Annotated in this window: 14 protein-coding genes and 1 riboswitch; of the genes, 4 read left to right on the plus strand and 10 right to left on the minus strand. The window is 72.7% G+C overall.

The genetic code is table 11. The features are described from left to right. Positions 1 to 15: 15 nt before the first annotated feature. The 3 genes from E4U91_RS06075 to E4U91_RS06085 are packed head-to-tail and all read right to left on the minus strand — an operon-like array spanning position 16 to position 2554. Positions 16 to 1305, minus strand: a complete 1290-nt coding sequence (locus E4U91_RS06075) for a bifunctional 3,4-dihydroxy-2-butanone-4-phosphate synthase/GTP cyclohydrolase II (RefSeq protein WP_137305878.1) — start codon at positions 1303 to 1305, stop codon at positions 16 to 18. After that, positions 1302 to 1943 (minus strand): nicotinamide mononucleotide transporter family protein, encoded by a 642-nt coding sequence (locus E4U91_RS06080; RefSeq protein ID WP_137305879.1) that lies wholly within the window; start codon positions 1941 to 1943, stop codon positions 1302 to 1304. Before E4U91_RS06080 ends, E4U91_RS06075 begins: the two co-directional genes overlap by 4 nt. Further along, the gene (locus E4U91_RS06085; protein WP_137305880.1) at positions 1940 to 2554 is read right to left on the minus strand and encodes a riboflavin synthase; all 615 of its coding nucleotides are present in this window, start codon (positions 2552 to 2554) and stop codon (positions 1940 to 1942) included. The genes E4U91_RS06080 and E4U91_RS06085 overlap by 4 nt, the downstream gene beginning before the upstream one ends. Before the next feature lie 145 nt (positions 2555 to 2699). Further along, positions 2700 to 2830: riboswitch (FMN riboswitch) on the minus strand. Positions 2831 to 3062: 232 nt separating this feature from the next. Here E4U91_RS06085 and E4U91_RS06090 point away from each other — a divergent pair. Further along, a complete protein-coding gene (locus E4U91_RS06090) occupies positions 3063 to 5474 on the plus strand; it encodes a chitinase C-terminal domain-containing protein (protein WP_137305881.1) in 2412 nt (803 codons plus the stop codon). A gap of 118 nt (positions 5475 to 5592) precedes the next feature. On the opposite strand, the gene E4U91_RS06095 is transcribed toward E4U91_RS06090, so the two are convergent. Beyond that, positions 5593 to 6891, minus strand: coding sequence for an ROK family transcriptional regulator (locus E4U91_RS06095; protein WP_137305882.1), 1299 nt, complete (start codon positions 6889 to 6891; stop codon positions 5593 to 5595). Between the two features lie 137 nt (positions 6892 to 7028). On the opposite strand from E4U91_RS06095, the gene E4U91_RS06100 reads away from it, so the two are divergent. After that, positions 7029 to 8240, plus strand: a complete 1212-nt coding sequence (locus E4U91_RS06100; protein ID WP_137305883.1) for an MFS transporter — start codon at positions 7029 to 7031, stop codon at positions 8238 to 8240. Here the strand turns inward: E4U91_RS06100 and E4U91_RS06105 are convergent. After that, complete coding sequence (locus E4U91_RS06105; protein ID WP_137305884.1) at positions 8200 to 8658, minus strand: acyl-CoA thioesterase; 459 nt, start codon at positions 8656 to 8658, stop codon at positions 8200 to 8202. The two genes, E4U91_RS06100 and E4U91_RS06105, sit on opposite strands and share 41 nt — an antisense overlap. Before the next feature lie 124 nt (positions 8659 to 8782). Here E4U91_RS06105 and E4U91_RS06110 point away from each other — a divergent pair, with 124 nt between their 5' ends. Together E4U91_RS06110 and E4U91_RS06115 are read left to right on the plus strand one after the other, a co-directional pair. Beyond that, positions 8783 to 10222, plus strand: coding sequence for a uracil-xanthine permease family protein (locus E4U91_RS06110; protein WP_241678516.1), 1440 nt, complete (start codon positions 8783 to 8785; stop codon positions 10220 to 10222). A gap of 92 nt (positions 10223 to 10314) precedes the next feature. Then, the gene (locus E4U91_RS06115) at positions 10315 to 11001 is read left to right on the plus strand and encodes a DUF5995 family protein (RefSeq protein WP_137305885.1); all 687 of its coding nucleotides are present in this window, start codon (positions 10315 to 10317) and stop codon (positions 10999 to 11001) included. Positions 11002 to 11041: 40 nt separating this feature from the next. Here the strand turns inward: E4U91_RS06115 and E4U91_RS06120 are convergent, their stop codons facing one another. The 5 genes from E4U91_RS06120 to E4U91_RS06140 all read right to left on the minus strand — a co-directional run bounded on the left by E4U91_RS06120 (position 11042) and on the right by E4U91_RS06140 (position 16941). Continuing rightward, entirely contained in the window at positions 11042 to 12739 is a 1698-nt protein-coding gene (locus E4U91_RS06120; protein WP_137305886.1) for a flavin monoamine oxidase family protein, read from the minus strand. A gap of 55 nt (positions 12740 to 12794) precedes the next feature. Then, on the minus strand, positions 12795 to 13583 hold the full coding sequence (locus tag E4U91_RS06125) for a carbon-nitrogen hydrolase family protein (protein ID WP_137305887.1): 789 nt from the start codon (positions 13581 to 13583) through the stop codon (positions 12795 to 12797). Positions 13584 to 13694: 111 nt separating this feature from the next. After that, complete coding sequence (locus E4U91_RS06130) at positions 13695 to 14879, minus strand: MFS transporter (RefSeq protein ID WP_137305888.1); 1185 nt, start codon at positions 14877 to 14879, stop codon at positions 13695 to 13697. 123 nt (positions 14880 to 15002) lie between these two features. After that, positions 15003 to 15455, minus strand: a complete 453-nt coding sequence (locus tag E4U91_RS06135) for an Lrp/AsnC family transcriptional regulator (protein ID WP_137305889.1) — start codon at positions 15453 to 15455, stop codon at positions 15003 to 15005. A 10-nt stretch (positions 15456 to 15465) separates the two neighbouring features. Further along, a complete protein-coding gene (locus E4U91_RS06140) occupies positions 15466 to 16941 on the minus strand; it encodes an amino acid permease (RefSeq protein ID WP_137305890.1) in 1476 nt (491 codons plus the stop codon). Positions 16942 to 17065 lie beyond the last annotated feature (124 nt).

Consider the following 17065-nt stretch of genomic DNA (forward strand, 5'->3'; position numbering starts at 1 on the left):
GGGTCCTGCTCGGTGTCACTGGGTGCCGCAGGGGGACACGGGGGCCGTGTCCAGCCAGGGCAGGTCGTGACCCATCCGGTCCCGCTTGGTGCGCAGGTAGCGGATGTTGTGCTCGTCGGCCTGGACGGGCATCGGCTCCCTCGCGGAGACGGTGATGCCGTGGTGGGCCAGCGCGTCGGACTTGTCGGGGTTGTTGGTCATCAGGCGCACGCTGCGCACGCCGAGGTCCGTGAGGATCTGCGCGCCGGCGCCGTAGTCGCGGGCATCGGCGGGCAGGCCGAGCTCCAGGTTGGCGTCCAGGGTGTCGTGGCCGCGCTCCTGGAGTTCGTAGGCGCGCAGCTTGGACAGCAGGCCGATGCCGCGCCCCTCGTGTCCGCGCAGGTAGACGACGACCCCGCGGCCGGCGGCGCGGACGCGCTCCAGGGCCGCGTCGAGCTGGGGGCCGCAGTCGCAGCGCAGCGAGCCGAAGACGTCGCCGGTCAGGCACTCGGAGTGCATGCGCACCAGGACGTCCTGGCCGTCGCCGAGGTCGCCGTGGACCAGGGCGACGTGCTCGACGCCGTCGACGGTGGAGCGGTAGCCGTACGCCGTGAAGGTGCCGTGCGTGGTGGGCAGGTGGACCTCGGCCTCGCGGCGCACGGTGGGCTCGGCGCCGCGGCGGTAGGCGATCAGGTCCTCGATGGAGATGATCGTCAGGCCGTGCTTGCGGGCGAAGGGGATCAGCTCGGGCAGCCGCAGCATGCGGCCGTCCTCGCCGGCGATCTCCACGATGGCGCCGGCCGGGCGCAGCCCCGCGAGGCGGGCCAGGTCGACGGCGGCCTCGGTGTGGCCGTTGCGCACCAGGACGCCGCCGGGCCGGGCGCGCAGCGGGAAGACGTGGCCGGGGCGGACGAAGTCGCCCGGTCCCGCGTCGCCGCCCGCGAGGAGCCGCAGGGTGGTGGCGCGGTCGGCGGCGGAGATGCCGGTGGTGACGCCGTGGGCGCCGGAGGCGTCGACGGAGACCGTGAAGGCGGTCTGCATCGACTCGGTGTTGTCCTGGACCATCTGCGGCAGCTGGAGCCGGTCCAGTTCGTCGCCCTCCATGGGGACGCAGATCAGGCCCCGGCACTCGCTCATCATGAAGGCGACGATCTCGGGGGTGGCCATCTCGGCGGCGATGACGAGGTCGCCCTCGTTCTCGCGGTCCTCGTCGTCGACGACCACGACCGGGCGGCCGGCCGCGATGTCGGCGACGGCCTGTTCGACCGGGTCGAGCGCGAAGTCCTCGATGCCGTCGGTGCTGTAGAGGATCGGTGCCGTGCTCATGCCGGTGCTCCCTCCAGAGTGGGCCGCGGGTCCCGGCGGGAGCGCAGCCACCAGTCGCGCAGGCCCCACAGGACGAGCGCGCCGTAGATGACGTAGACGAAGCCGGAGAAGGCGTAGCCGTTGGCGAAGTTCAGCGGGACGCCGACGACGTCGACGAGCAGCCAGGCGATCCAGAACTCGACCATGCCCTTGGCCTGGGCGTACATGGCGACGATGGTGCCGACGAAGATGTAGGCGTCGGGCCAGGGGTCCCAGGACAGGCTGGGGTACGCCTTGAACAGCAGGGCCACCGCGACGGTGCCGGCGGCGGCCGCGGCCAGCATCGCGCCGCGCTCGCGCCAGCCGGCGAAGCGGACGGTGATCCGGCCGTCGTCGGCCCGGCCCCGGCCGCGCTGCCACTGCCACCAGCCGTAGAGCGCGACGACCATGACGACGACCTGCTTGCCGGCGCTGCCGGCGAGGTGGCCGTAGAAGGCGGTGAACAGCACCAGGCCGGACAGGAACTGCACGGGCCAGGTCATGAGGGACCGGCGCCAGCCGAGGCCGAGGGCGATCAGGCCCAGGATGTTGCCGATCATGTCGGACCAGATGATGTGCTGGTCGAAGAGGACGAAGGCCTCGGAGTTCAGCCAGTTCACCGTGCCGCCTCCTGTCCCGCCTGTCCCGCCGCGAGCAGGCGCTCGACGTACTTGGCGACGACGTCCACCTCGAGGTTGACCGGGTCGCCGGGCTGCTTGCGGCCGAGCGTGGTCAGGGCGAGGGTGGTGGGGATGAGGCTGACGGTGAAGCGGTCGGTGCCCGCCTCGACGACCGTGAGGCTGATGCCGTCGACGGTGATGGAGCCCTTCTCCACGACGTACCGGGACAGGTGCGCGGGCAGCGAGATCTCCACGATCTCCCAGTGCTCGGACGGCGTGCGGGCGACGATCTCGCCGGTGCCGTCGACGTGTCCCTGGACGATGTGCCCGCCGAGGCGCGCGCCCACGGCGGTGGGGCGCTCGAGGTTGACGCGGGAGCCGACGGTGAGGGCGCCGAGGCTGGAGCGGTTGAGGGTCTCCGCCATGACGTCGGCGGTGAACTCGTCGCCCTCGTGCTCGACGACCGTGAGGCAGACGCCGTTGACGGCGATGGAGTCTCCGTGCTTCGCGCCGTCGGTGACGACGGGGCCGCGCAGCCGGAAGCGACACGCGTCGTCGAGGGTCTCGACGGCCGTGACCTCGCCCAGCTCTTCGACGATTCCGGTGAACACTTCCCGGGTCCTCCTGCCTCTTCGGGCACGGACTCCGGGGCCTGTCGAGACGACAGAAGGAACGCGCGAGAACGCCGGGAGCGACGCCGGACGGACTCGTCCCAGGGGACGAGCTGGATCGGCGGCGCGCACGCATGCTCGCCCGCCGCGCACTGCCTCCCATCCGGACTTTAACCGTCGGTCCAGGAATTCCACCTGGTCAACCGGTCGCTGGAAGCGACCGGGTCGCGGACTGTAACCGCCGGTTCGGACTTTCACCGACCCCGGAGTGCGCTGCTGTTGGTACAGGGCCAGTGTGCCACGACCGCTCGGCGTCCACGCGGGTGAGCCGTGTGGGCTGGCTCACAAGCGACGAGTGGGGACTTCTCCGGATCCTCCCGCGACGCCCCCTGCGCCCCGACCGCCAACTCCCCGCCGGCGCCGATGCCTTGGGATTGGTCCATACCTATTGACGCAGTGGTCTAGTCCTCTCTAGGGTCTGCGCAACTTCCGTGGAGAGGAACCGACCGTGCCGTCCCCCTCACGTCATCCCCGCCGCCGCCCGGGACCCGCGCTGTACGCGGGCGTCGCGGCGATCGCCGGCCTGCTGCTCGCCGGGCTCCCGGCCACCGTCTCGCAGGCCGCCGACCAGGAGGCCTGCCGACCCGACGGGCTGTACCAGACCCCCGGCGTCCAGGTCCCGTACTGCTCGGTCTACGACTCGGCCGGCCGGGAGAAGATGGGCCCCGACCACCAGCGCCGGGTGATCGGCTACTTCACCGGCTGGCGCACCGGCAAGGACGGCACGCCCGCCTACCTGGCCCCGGACATCCCGTGGGACAAGGTCACCCACGTCAACTACGCCTTCGCGCACGTCGACGGCGGCAACCGGATCTCCGTGGGCGCCGACGGCGCGGCCAACGCGGCGACCGGGATGACCTGGCCGGGCGTGGCGGGGGCCGAGATGGACCCGGCGCTGCCGTACCAGGGCCACTTCAACCTGCTGAACAAGTTCAAGAAGCAGCACCCGAACGTCAAGACGCTGATCTCGGTGGGCGGCTGGGCCGAGACCGGGGGCTACTTCGACGACAGCGGCACCCGGGTGAACTCCGGCGGCTTCTACGCCGTGGCCACGAACGCCGACGGCTCGGTCAACCAGGCCGGCATCGACACGTTCGCGAACTCGGCCGTGGACTTCGTCCGGAAGTACGGCTTCAACGGCGTCGACATCGACTACGAGTACCCGACGACCATGAAGGACTCGGGCAACCCGCTTGACTGGTCCCTGTCCAACGCCCGCCGGGCCGGCCTGGTCAAGGGGTACGCGGCGCTGATGAAGACGCTGCGCGAGAAGCTGGACCGCGCGGGCGCGTCGGACGGCAGGCACTACCTGCTGTCGGTCGCCGCCCCCTCCTCCGGCTACCTCCTGCGCGGCATGGAGACCTTCCAGGTCCAGAAGTACCTGGACTACGTCAACATCATGTCCTACGACCTGCACGGCGCCTGGAACGAGTACGTGGGGCCCAACGCCTCGCTCTTCGACGACGGCAAGGACGCCGAGCTGGCGGCGGCGGGCGTCTACTCCACCTCCCAGTACGGCGGCACCGGCTACCTGAACACCGACTGGGCCTACCACTACTTCCGCGGGTCGATGCCGGCCGGCCGGATCAACATCGGGCTGCCGTACTACACCCGGGGCTTCAAGAACGTCACCGGCGGCACCGACGGCCTGTGGGGCAGGGCGGCCACCACCACCTGCCCGGCCGGGTCCGGCCTGACCAAGTGCGGCGACGGCGCCGTCGGCATCGACAACCTCTGGCACGACCAGGACACGGCCGGCCGGGAGGCGCCCGCCGGGTCCAACCCGATGTGGCACGCCAAGAACCTGGAGAAGGGCGTCGTCGGCGACTACGTCACCCGCTACGGCTTCCCGGCCGGCACCAAGCTCACCGGGACCTACGCCCGCAAGTACGACGCCACGCTGGTGGCGCCCTGGCTGTGGAACGCCGAGAAGAAGGTGTTCCTGTCCACGGAGGACGAGCAGTCGGTGAACGCCAAGGCCGACTACGTGGTCTCCCACGGCATCGGCGGCACGATGGTGTGGGAGCTGGCCGGGGACTACGGCTGGAACGCGGCCAAGGGACAGTACGAGCCCGGCTCCACGCTGACCTCCGCGATGTACGACAAGTTCAAGTCGGCCTCCCCGTACGGCGCCAAGCGGGCCACCACCGACCTGCCGACCCAGGCGCTGGACATCGGCGTGGACTTCGGTCAGTTCCCGCTCGGCGACTCCAACTACCCGATCAGCCCCAAGCTGAAGATCACCAACAACACCCAGGTGACGCTGCCGGGCGGCACGGAGTTCCAGTTCGACTACGGCACCTCCGCGCCCGGCAACGCCAAGGACCAGTCCGGCTGGGGCACCTCGGTGATCCGCAGCGACCACACCGGGAGCAACGTCGGCGGGCTCAAGGGCGACTACCACCGCGTGTCGCTGAAGCTGCCGAGCTGGCAGACGCTGGCCCCCGGGGCGTCGGTGGAGCTGGACTTCGTGTACTACCTGCCGGTGTCGACGCCGTCCAACTGGACGGTGACGTTCGGCGGCCGGACGTACGCGCTGGCCGGGGACCTGGCCCGCGGGACCACGGTGGTGAACCCGGGCACCAGCCCGAGCCCGTCCCCCTCGGGCAGCCCCAGCCCGTCCGGCAGCCCTTCACCGTCCACCAGCCCCTCCCCCTCCGGCAGCCCCTCCCCGTCCGGCAGCCCCTCCCCGTCCAACGGCGCCTGCACGGCGGCCGCCTGGAACACCACGAGCGAGTACCCCGGGGGGACTGTCGTCTCCCACAAGGGGCACTCGTGGAAGGCCAAGTGGTGGACCAAGGGCGAGGAGCCCGGCACCACGGGCGAGTGGGGGGTCTGGCAGGACCTCGGAGCCTGCTGACCCGCTGAGCGGGCCCGGCGGCGGTGACGACGGCCCTTGCCCGCCGCCGGGCCTCCCAACGTGCAGCGACCGCTGGGACCGCGCCCCCGAAGCCCACCGAGGGCCCGGGGGCGCGGTCTCAGCGGTCGAAGGGCGCGAACAGTACTTCCTGGGCCGCCTCACGGGCCGTCAGCAGCGCCCCGCGCAGCACCGCGGCGCCGCCCAGGACGCCGGCGCGCACCTCGGTCGGCAGGGGCGCCATGCGCCGGATCCGCTCCTCCACCCGGCCGGCCAGCTCCTCCCCGCCCGCATGGCCGACCTCCCCGCCGAGGACCACGCACCCGGGGTCCAGCACGGCGACCACGGAGGCCACCCCGAGGGCGACCCGGTCGGCGAGGGCGTCGAGGAAGGCCCCGGCACCGCCCTCGGCACTCCCGGCGCCCGCGGCACCGCCCGCCGACCCGACGCCCGCTCCCCCGGCCCCGGCCACGCCGACGGGCACGACACCCGCGTCCCCGGCCCCGGCACCGCCCGCCGACACGGCCTGCACCGCCGCCCGCACCAGCCCCGCCCCCAGCGGCTCCTCCGTGCCGGGCGGTGCCGTCACCCCGTACCGCCCGGCCAGTTCGGTGATCGCCGCCGAGCTGGCCAGGGAGTGGAAGCCGCCCGCGCAGTCCGTCGCCGACGGCAGGCCCCGCGTCCACGGCACCGGCAGGAAGCCGATCTCGCCCGTGCCGCCGGAGGCGCCCCGGCGCAGATGGCCGTCGAGGACGACGGCGGCGCCGGTGCCGAAGCCCAGCCACAGCAGCACGAAGGTGTCGCGGTCCCGGGCCGCGCCGTCGCGCTGCTCGGCCAGGGCGGCGAGGTTGGTCTCGTTCTCCACGGTGACGCGGGCCGCGGGCAGCCGCTCCTGGAGGACGGCCACCAGCCGCCGGTGCCAGGCGGGCAGGCCCCCGGAGTCGCGCAGTTCACCGGTGGCCGGGTCGATGAGCCCGGGCGCTCCGATCCCCACGGTGTGCAGGCGGTCGGCGCCCGCCTCCTTCGCCACCCGCTCCACGAGCGCCACCGCCTGTTCGACGGCGTGTCCGGTGCCGGTGTCGCCGCCGATCGGCACCGACGCCTCGCCGAGCACCCGTCCGACCAGGTCGGAGACCAGCACCGAGACGCCCTCGGTGCGCACGTCCAGGGCGGCCAGGTGGGCGCGGTCGGCGACGATGCCGTAGAGCTTGGCGTTGGGGCCGCGGCGCTGTTCGCCGGCCTCGCCGACGACCTGGATCAGGCCGGACGCGGCGAGCCGGTCCACGAGGTCGGCGACGGTCGGCCGGGACAGGCCGGTGTGCTGCTTGAGCTGCGCCGCCGTGAGCGGGCCCTGCTGCTGGAGCAGGCGCAGCGCGAGCCGGTCGTTGATGGCCCGGGCGGTGCTCGGGGATGCGGGCATGCCGGGGATCCTCCCAGATCGGCGCGGCCACCGGGGCCGCGGTCGGAGTAACCGCTCTCTCCCCGCTATCTATCAGGCAGGGTTCCTGATAGTTTACGTCGGCACGACCGGGAGACGTACGTCGGGGAGGGTCCGGGATGACGGAAGTGGTGGACGAACAGCGCGCGGTACGGCACGCCCGGTACGCGGTGGCGGCCGTGTTCGCCGTGCACGGCGCCGTCACGGGCACGTTCGCGACCCGGGTGCCCTGGGTCCAGGACCACGCCTCGCTGAGCTCGGGCCAGTTGGGCTTCGCGCTGGCGTTCACGGCGTTCGGGGCCTCCTGCGCGATGCCGCTGGCCGGGGGGATCACGCACCGCTTCGGCAGCCGTGCGTCCCTGCGCGTCCTGCTCGCGATGTGGACCGTGTCCCTGGTGCTGCCGGCGCTGGCGCCGAACCTGCTCACGCTGTGCCTGGCGATGTTCGTCTACGGCGCCAGCGCGGGGATGGCGGACGTGGCGATGAACGCCCTGGGCGTGGAGGTCGAGCACCGGCTCGGCAAGTCGATCATGTCCGGGCTGCACGGCATGTGGAGCGCGGGCGCGCTGGTCGGCTCGGCGGCGGGCACCCTCGCCGCCCACCTCGGCTCGGACGCCCGGGTGCACTTCGCGCTGGCGGCGGCCGTGCTGACCGTGCTGGGCCTGGTGGTCTGCCGCTGGGTGCCGGACCTGCGGGCGGCCGAGGAGGACGAGGCGCCCCCGCGGTTCGCGCTGCCGCCCCGGTCGGCGCTGCTCATCGGCGCGGTGGGGTTCTGCGCGGTGTTCGCGGAGGGCGCGAGCCTGGACTGGTCCGCGGTGTACCTGCGGGACCGGCTGGAGTCCTCGGCCGGGCTGGCCGCGGCGTGCACGACCGGCTTCATGCTCACCATGGCGGTGGCCCGCATCGCGGGGGACGCGGTGGTCAACCGGTTCGGCTCGGTGGGGACCGTGCGGGCCGGCGGTGTGCTCGCCGCGTTCGGCGGTCTGATGATCGTGCTCGCCGGGCACCCGGCCGTGGCCATGACCGGCTTCGCGCTGATGGGCCTCGGGATCGCCGTGGTCGTCCCGCTGTGCTTCGCGGCGGCGGGCCACAGCGGCCCCAACCCGAGTCAGGCCATCGCGGGTGTCGCCACGATCACCTACACCTCGGGGCTGGTCGCCCCGAGCCTGATCGGCGGGGTGGCGCAGGCGACGAACCTGACGGTGTCGTTCGCGGTGGTCACGGTGCTGGCATGCGGTCTCGCCGCCTTCGCGGGCGTGCTGCGGTCCGGTGAGCGCAACCGGCCGAAGCTCAGTCGGCCGGCCGCAGCAGTTCCCGACCGGCGGTCCTGAGGGTGTCGCTCCACGGGGCCGGCCGCAGGGTGTGCGGGTCCAGCCGGACCAGGACGCGGGTGCCGCGGGCGTAGGTGGTGGCCCCGTCGGCCGAGCAGAAGCGGAAGCCGTACGTCAGCCCGGTGGTGCCCAGGCGGTCCAGCCACAGGTGCACGGCGTAGGTGCCGGGCCGGGTGACGGGGGCCTCGTAGGTGACGCGGAGTTCCTTCACCGCGTTGCAGGCGTCCCCGGCCGCCGCCCAGTCGCCCTCGAACCGCACCCCGTGCTGCTGCCAGAGCTCCGTCCAGGCGCGCTCCACGAGCAGCGGGTAGCGCGCGTTGTGCAGCAGGCCGAGCGCGTCCAGGTCGTCGAAGTGGACGGTGACGGGGATCAGCCGGCCGTACGACAGGGCGGGGGCGGTCGGCGCTTCGGCGGTCACGGGGGCGCTCCTGGGCGAACTCGGTGCACGGGACAGGCATCCCATCCTAAGCGGACGCTCACCCTCTCGTTCCACGTGACAATGGTCCGGACAACCGCACGGTACGACGAAAGCGACCCGCACCATGGATCTTGGCGTCCGCTGGACACTGCACGGCGACGGACGCACCCCGGCGCCCGGGGCGGTGGTCCGCCCCGACGAGCGGCTCACCTGGCCCCGGACGGTCGGACTGGGCGCACAGCACGTGGTGGCCATGTTCGGGGCCTCCTTCGTGGCACCCGTCCTGATGGGCCTGGACCCCAACCTGGCGATCATGATGTCGGGCGTCGCGACCGTGATCTTCCTGCTGGCGACCCGCGGCCGGGTGCCCAGCTACCTCGGCTGCTCGCTGTCCTTCGTCGGTGTCGCGGCGGTGATCCGCGCCCAGGGCGGCACCAGCGCCACGGTGACCGGCGCGGTGTTCGTGGTCGGCGTGGCGCTGTTCGCCGTCGGGCTCGCCGTACAGCGCTTCGGGGCGCGGATCATCCACGCCGTGATGCCGCCCGTGGTGACGGGCGCGGTGGTCATGCTGATCGGCTTCAACCTGGCACCGGTCACCGCGTCGACGTACTGGCCGCAGGACCAGTGGACCGCCCTGCTGGTGATGCTGTTCACCGGTCTGGCCGTGGTCTGCCTGCGCGGTTTCTGGTCCCGCGTCGCCATCTTCCTGGGCCTGGTCTTCGGCTACGTCCTGTCCTGGGCCGGCGACCGGGTCTTCGGCCGGATCCACTCGGCCGACGCGAGCGGCAAGGTCACCGACCACTGGCGCCTGGACCTGTCGGGCGTGGCCCACGCCGACTGGATCGGCCTGCCGTCCTTCCACGGGCCGTCGTTCCAGTGGTCGGCGGTGCTGGTCGCGCTGCCCGTGGTGATCGCGCTGGTCGCGGAGAACGCCGGGCACGTCAAGGCGGTCGGCGAGATGACCGGCGACCCGCTGGACGACAAGCTCGGCACGGCGATCTCCGCCGACGGCCTCGGCTCGATGCTGTCCACCGCGCTGGGCGGCCCGCCCAACACCACCTACTCCGAGAACATCGGCGTGATGGCCGCGACCCGGGTCTACTCCACGGCCGCGTACTGGGCCGCCGCGGGCTTCGCGCTGCTGTTCGGCCTGTGTCCGAAGTTCGGCGCGGTGGTCGCCGCCGTCCCCGGCGGGGTGCTCGGCGGCATCACGGTGATCCTCTACGGCATGATCGGCCTGCTCGGCGCGCAGATCTGGCTCAACGCCGGGGTGGACCTGCGCAACCCGCTCAACCTGGTCCCGGCCGCCGCGGGCGTCGTCATCGGCGTCGGCAACGTCACCATGAAGATCAGCGACAACTTCTCGCTGAGCGGCATCGCGCTCGGCACGCTGGTCGTCATCACCGGCTACCACGCCCTGCGCGCCTTCGCCCCGGCCCACCTCAAGACCCAGCAGCCCCTGCTGGACGAGGGAACCAGCTCCTACGACGCGGACAACAACGACACGAACACGGACACGCACACCGGCTCCGGTGGCGGAGGGGCCCCGCACACCCGGCCGTAGTCCCGGGCGGCATCGGACGGGGTTCCCCCGTTCCGGCGAAGTCCCGGGCCGGTCGGCCACCGGCACGGCCCGGGACTGCCACCCTTCGTCCCATGCCGCCTTCGGAACAGCTCACCACCGGGGTGGACACCGTCCTCTCCCGTATGCGCGCCCTGGCCGCGACGCTGCCCGCCCGGGACGGGGTCGCGGTGTTCAACCGCGTCTACCTGGCCGTGACCCAGGAGGTCGACCGGCAGCTCGACACGGGCCGGTTCGCGGACCCGCGCGCGGCGAGCACGCTGGACGTGCGGTTCGCCGAGCGCTACCTGTCGGCCGTGGACGCCGCCTGCTCCGACCGCCGCCCGCCCGCCTGCTGGCGGCCGCTGTTCCAGTGGCGGCGCCATCCCGGCGTACGGCCGCTGCAGTTCGCGCTGGCCGGGATCAACGCCCACATCGGCCACGACCTGGCGCTCGCCGTGGTCGACGCCTGTCACGCGCTCGGCTGCGAACCGGGCGAGCTGGAGGACGAGTTCGACCGGGTGGGCGACCTGCTGATCGCGCTGGAGGAGCACATCCGCGAGGAGCTGATGCCGGGCCCCGACCTGCTGCAGATCGCGGACCCGCTCACCCACCTCCTCGGCGCGTGGAGCCTGGAGCGGGCCCGCGAGGCCACCTGGGCGGCGGCCCGCGCCCTGTGGGCGCTGCGCGGACTGCCCGACGTCGCGCAGGGGTTCACCGACCGCCTGGACGCGGCGGTCGGTTTCGCGAGCCGGATGCTGCTGACCCCGCTGGCCGACTGACGCGGCCCCGCGGACGGCGCCCCCGCGGACCCCGGCCCGGTCAGTCCTCGGGCAGTTCGACCGGGGCGATCTCGTCGTAGACGTCGCCGGGGCCCGGGTTGGACGGGTCGGTGGCGCCGCCGAGGTGGTGCATGACGCCCCAGACCGCGTTCAGGGCGGTCTGCACCGCGCCCTCGGCCCAGCCGGCCGTCCAGGAGATGTCGTCGCCGGCGAGGAAGATGCCCCGCTTGTCCTCGGGCAGCCGGTCCTGCACGAAGTGGGTGAACAGGCGCCGCTGGTAGCGGTAGTGGCCGGGCAGGTTGGCCTTGAACGCGCCCATGAAGTAGGGCTCGTTCTCCCAGGAGACGGTCACCGGGCTGCCGATGATGTGCTTCCTGATGTCGACCTTGGGATAGATCTCGCCGAGGGACTTCAGCATGACCTCCATCCGCTCGTTCGCGGACAGCGGCAGCCACTTCAGGCTGTCGTCGCACCAGGTGTAGGACAGGCAGATGACGGCGGGCCGGTCCGGGCCGTTGTCCAGCAGGTAGGTGCCGCGCGTCATGCGGTCGGTGAGCGTCATCGACATGACGTCCCGGCCCGTGTCCTCGTCCTTGTCCAGCCAGAACGGCCGGTCCACCGGCACGAACAGCTTGCTGGACTCCATGTAGTGCGTGCGCTCGATCGCCGTCCAGTGGTCGATCGGGAACAGCGAGTCGTCGCACTGGATCTTCGACAGCAGCATCCAGGACTGCGCGGTGAAGATCGCCGCCCGGTAGGTGCGGATGTCGCCGTGCGCGTCCGTCACGGTGATCCGGTTGCCCGCTGTGCGGTGCAGCCGCGTCACGGCCGGCCGGGGCTCGCCGGCCGCGTGCAGGGACTTCAGCGAGGTGCCGTACGGCCAGTGGACGATCTTCTCCGGCTCGCGCTCCCACAGGCGCAGCGGCAGCTGCTGCGAGCCGCCGACGATGCCGCGGTGGTGGTCGTCGGCCTCGGTGTAGACGACCCGCAGGATCTCCAGGATCGAGTTGGGGAAGTCGGTGTCCCAGCCGCCGGTGCCGAAGCCGACCTGGCCGAAGATCTCGCGGTGGCGGAAGGAGCGGAACGCCTCGGAGTCGCAGAGGAAGCCGTAGAACGTCTGGTTGTCGAGCTTCTCGACCAGCCGGGACCAGATCTCGCGGATGCGCGGCACGTCGCGCTCGCGCATGGCCCGGTTCATGTCGGAGAAGTCGGCGCCCTCCTCCAGGCACTTGCCCCAGGCGGCGGCGACGTCCCGGTACACCTGTGGCAGGTCGTCGATCGTCTCGGCGTAGTGGGACTCGCCCTTGAGGTCGACGACCGTGGAGGGGGTCGCCTCGGCCAGCGGGTTGGGGAAGGGCTGGGTCGCAAGGCCCACCAGGTCGATGTAGTGCTGCAGGGCCGTGGAGGACGGCGGGAAGCGCATCGCGCCGAGTTCGCAGTTGAGCGACTCGTCGCAGCCGTCGAAGCCCACCGTGCGCAGCCGTCCGCCGAGCTGGTCGGCCTCGTAGACGACCGGCTTCAGGCCCATCTTCATCAGCTCGTACGCCGCCACCAGACCGGACAGGCCGCCGCCGATGACCGCGACCTCGGTGCCGTGCTCGGTCGCCGGTATCTGCCCGAGGCCCGCCGGGTGGGCGAGGAAGTCGTCATAGGCGTACGGGAAGTCCGGGCCGAACATGGTGATCGGCGGCTGCTGCTCGTCGGTGTGCTCGACGGCGTTGGGCACCGTGGACGTCATGGGGTACGGACTCCTTGCACAAGTGGGACTGCGTGGGGGTGTCGGGCCGGCGGGGTCAGACCAGGGACCCGTACAGACCGGGACGGCGGTCCTTCAGGTACGGGTTGGCCTCGCGGGAGGCGGCCAGGAAGACGGGGTCGGCGTCGGCGAACACCAGCTGCTCGGCGCGTCCGGCGCGGGCGCGGGCCACCCCGTCGGGGCCGGCCAGGGTGGACAGCCCGACGAACTCGAAGTCGCCCTCCGGGCCGACCCGGTTGACGTAGGCGACGTACATCTGGCTCTCGAAGGCCCGCACCGGGATCACCGACTCGGCCACGAACTGGTAGGGGTGCATCTGCGCCGTCGGCACGACCAGCAGGTCGGTGCCCGCGAGGGCGTGGGCCCGGACGTTCTCCGGGAACTCGACGTCATAGCAGATCAGCAGGCCGACGGTGAGCCCGTTCAGCTCGGCCTGGACGACCTGCTGGGCGCCCGGCGTGAAGTGGTCGCGCTCGAAGCAGCCGAAGAGGTGGGTCTTGCGGTAGCCGGCGAGCCGGACGCCGTCGGCGGAGATCAGCTGCACGGCGTTGTACACGTCCTCCCCCGCCCTCTCGGGGTAGCCGTAGGCGACGGCCAGCCCGTGCCGGCCGGCCACCTCGGCGACCGCGTCGGCCGAGTCGCCGTCGGCGGGCTCGGCCAGGCGGGCGATGTCGTCGCCGATCGCGTAGCCGGTCAGGAACATCTCCGGGGTGATCAGCAGTCCGGCTCCCGCGGCGGCGGCACGGCCCGCGGCCTCGTCGAGGACCTTGAGGTTCTCGGCGACCGAGCCCGGGCGGCCGGAGCTCTGGAGCAGGGCTGTGCGCATGCGTGTTCCTCACCGGTGCGGAGGGGGTCGGGGGGCCACGTAGACCGTACGGTCGGCCGCGCGAACCGGACAAGGCGGAGCCGTTGCGCGCTGGTGCGCGGTTCGTTGCGCTCATCGGCCGCCGCGCGGCGATTCGTTGCGCGGCCGCCGGACGATCTTTCGCTGCCCGCGTGCCAGGGCCAGGCACAGGGCCGTGACCAGGTACGGGACCGCGCAGACCGCGAACACCGTGCCGTGCGCGGCGGTGGTGCCGAGGACGGCGTACCCGCCGTAGACGGTGAGGGTGAGGGCCTCGGTGCCGAGGCCCGCGAGCGAGGTGAGGGTGGCCCGGCCGGTGCCCTCGATGCGCTCCTGGAGGCGGGCGTCGGCGACGACGGTGGCGAGCTGGAAGCCGCCGAAGGCCACGGCGACCAGGGCGATGCCCGCCGGGACGCCGCTGAGCGCGCCGGCGGCCAGCGCGAGCGCCGAGAGCGCCAGCAGCGCGGCGAGGCCCCGGCGACCGAGCCGTCCGCCCGGTCCGGCCAGCAGGCTGCCCGCGGTCACCCCGGTCCAGACGAGCACCAGGGCGTACGGTACGGCGCTCTCCGCAACCCCGGTGTCGTGGACCAGCAGGGGTGTGTACTCGTCGAGCGCGCCCCACACCGCCGCCACCGCAGGGACCAGCAGCAGGGCTCCGCGCACGGACCGGTCGCGGCGGGCCTCGGCGAGCCCGGAGCGCAGGCTCGCGGCCCAGTGTTCGAGTGCCGTGTCGCCGGTGCGGTGCTCCGGCAGGCGGCCCGCGACCAGCGCGGTCAGCAGACAGGCCGCGACGCTCGCCGCGCCGACGGCCGGATAGCCGCCCCACGCCAGCACCGGCCCGGCCAGGGCCATCGCCGTCACCACGGCGACCTGTCCGGCGGCGTGGGCCCGTCCCATGGCGCGGGCGTAGCGGTCGGCGGCGCCGAGGCGGTCCAGCTCCTCGTAGACCAGCGCCTCCAGCGCGCCCGAGCCGAGCGCGCCGCGGGCACCCCACAGCACGAACCCGGCCGCGAAGGCCGCGTACGAGGGCACGGCCACCCAGAGGGCGAAGCCCACGGCGCCCAGCAGGGGGCCGAGCCGCAGCAGGGCCCGGCGGGAGAAGGCGTCGGCCCACGCGCCCGAGGGGACCTCCAGCGCCACGCCCGTCAGCGACCAGAGCACGAACAGGGAGGTGATCTGCCAGAGGGACAGCCCGGTGTCGGCGAACAGCAGCGCGTACACCGGGTACAGCAGGACGAACTCGTCGAGGAAGGCGTACGCGTACAGGGTGCGCGTCAGCCGGGTCTCAGGTGATCTCGTGGAGGATCAATGTCGTCGGGTCATGTCCCGATCGTAGGCCGGGGCCGGACGGGGGCACCAGCGGTTTCCCGGCCCCCCGACGGCGGGACCGGGCTTCCCCCCTCAGGTCGGCGAGCCCGCCGAGTGGCGCCGCAGCAGGGGGGAGAGCACCAGCACGGACTTGGTGCGCTCCACGAACGGCTCCCCGGCGATCCGCTCCAGCACGCGCTCGAAGTGGCGCATGTCGGCGGCGAAGACCTGCGCGACGGCGTCCGCGTCGCCGGTGACGGTGGACGCGGACACCACCTCCTGGTAGCGCTCCAGACCGCGCTGGATGGTCTCCGGGGAGGTGTGGCGCCGGCAGTAGATCTCGACGAACCCCTCGGTCTGCCAGCCGAGGGCCGCCGGGTCGACCCGTACGGTGAAGCCGGTGATGGCCCCGGTGGCGCGCAGCCGGTCCACGCGCCGCTTGACGGCGGGCGCGGACAGGCCGACCAGGTGCCCGATGTCCGCGTAGGAGCGGCGGGCGTCCTCGGCGAGGGCGTGCACGATGCGTTCGTCGAGATCGTTCAGCACGTTCGGTCGATCACTTCTCGGATGGTGCGGGCGGGGCGAGACGGGAACGGCGGTGGCCGTAACTGAAGTAGACCACGAGCCCGACCGCCATCCAGACGCCGAAGACCACCCAGGTGACCGTGGACAGGCTGCCCATCATCCAGAGGCAGAAGGCGAAGCCCAGCGCGGGCAGCAGCGGCGAGAGCGGGACGCGGAACGTGCGGTTCATCTGCGGGCGGGTCCGGCGCAGCACCACGACGGCCACGTTGACCAGCGCGAAGGCGAACAGCGTGCCGATGCTGGTGGCGTCGGCGAGCTGGCCCAGCGGGACGGCGGCGGCGAGGACACCGCAGAACAGGGACACGATCACGGTGTTGGCGCGGGGGGCGCCGGTCTTCGGGTGCACCCGGGAGAACACCTTGGGCACGAGCCCGTCGCGGGACATCGCGAAGAGGATGCGGGTCTGGCCGTAGAGCACGGTCAGCACGACGCTGGCGATGGCGATGACCGCGCAGGCCGCGAGCAGCGTGGCCCAGAAGCCCTGGCCGGTGACGTCGCGCATGATCTGGGCGAGCGCGGCCTCGGAGTCGTTGAACTGCCGCCAGGGCTTGGCGCCCACGGCGACGGCGGCGACCAGGACGTACAGCGCGGTGACGATGACCAGCGACAGCATGATCGCGCGGGGCAGGTCGCGCTGGGCGTCCTTGGCCTCCTCGCCCGCGGTGGAGGCGGCGTCGAAGCCGATGTACGAGAAGAACAGCGTGGCGCCGGCCGCGCTGACCCCGCTCATGCCGAGCGGCATGAAGTGCTCGTAGTTGCCGCTGCGCAGCCCCTGCACGCCGATGGCGCAGAACAGCACCAGCGCGGCGATCTTCACGGCCACCATGACGGTGTTGGCGCGGGCCGACTCACGGGCCCCGCCGAGCAGGAACGCCATGGCGAGCAGGACGACGATCAGCGCGGGCAGGTTGAACACGCCGCCGTCGCCGGGCGGGGCGGACAGGGCGTCCGGCAGGGTCACGCCGATCGTGCCGTCGAGCAGCTCGTTGAGGTACTCGCCCCAGCCGACGGCCACGGCGGCCACCGAGACGCCGTACTCCAGCACCAGGCACCAGCCGCACACCCAGGCGATCAGCTCGCCCATCGTTGCGTATGCGTACGAGTACGAGGAGCCGGCGACCGGGATGGTGCCCGCCAGCTCGGCGTAGGACAGGGCCGAGAACAGCGCGGTGAGACCGGCGATCACGAACGAGAGGGTGACCGCGGGACCGGCCTTGGGGACCGCCTCGCCGAGCACGACGAAGATGCCGGTGCCGAGGGTGGCACCGATGCTGATCATGGTGAGCTGCCACAGTCCCAGCGAGCGCCGCAGGGTTCCGCCCTCGCCCTGGCCGCCCTCGGCGACCAGCACTTCCACGGGCTTGCGGCGCATGAGGCGCGCACCGAGCCCGGGGGTCCGGGGGACGGTCTGACCGCGCCCTTGCGGGGGTGCGCCTTGGTCGATCACGCATGACTCCTTCGTCGCTGCCGTCCGGGCGGCGGGGAACCGGCAGCGGCCCTGCGTCAGCAGGGACCCACCGAGCGGGGTCCCCGCCGAGCTATGTACAGCCCAGAACCCTACGAGCCCGGGC

Source organism: Streptomyces lasalocidi, assembly GCF_005280215.1.
GTDB lineage: Bacteria > Actinomycetota > Actinomycetes > Streptomycetales > Streptomycetaceae > Streptomyces > Streptomyces longwoodensis.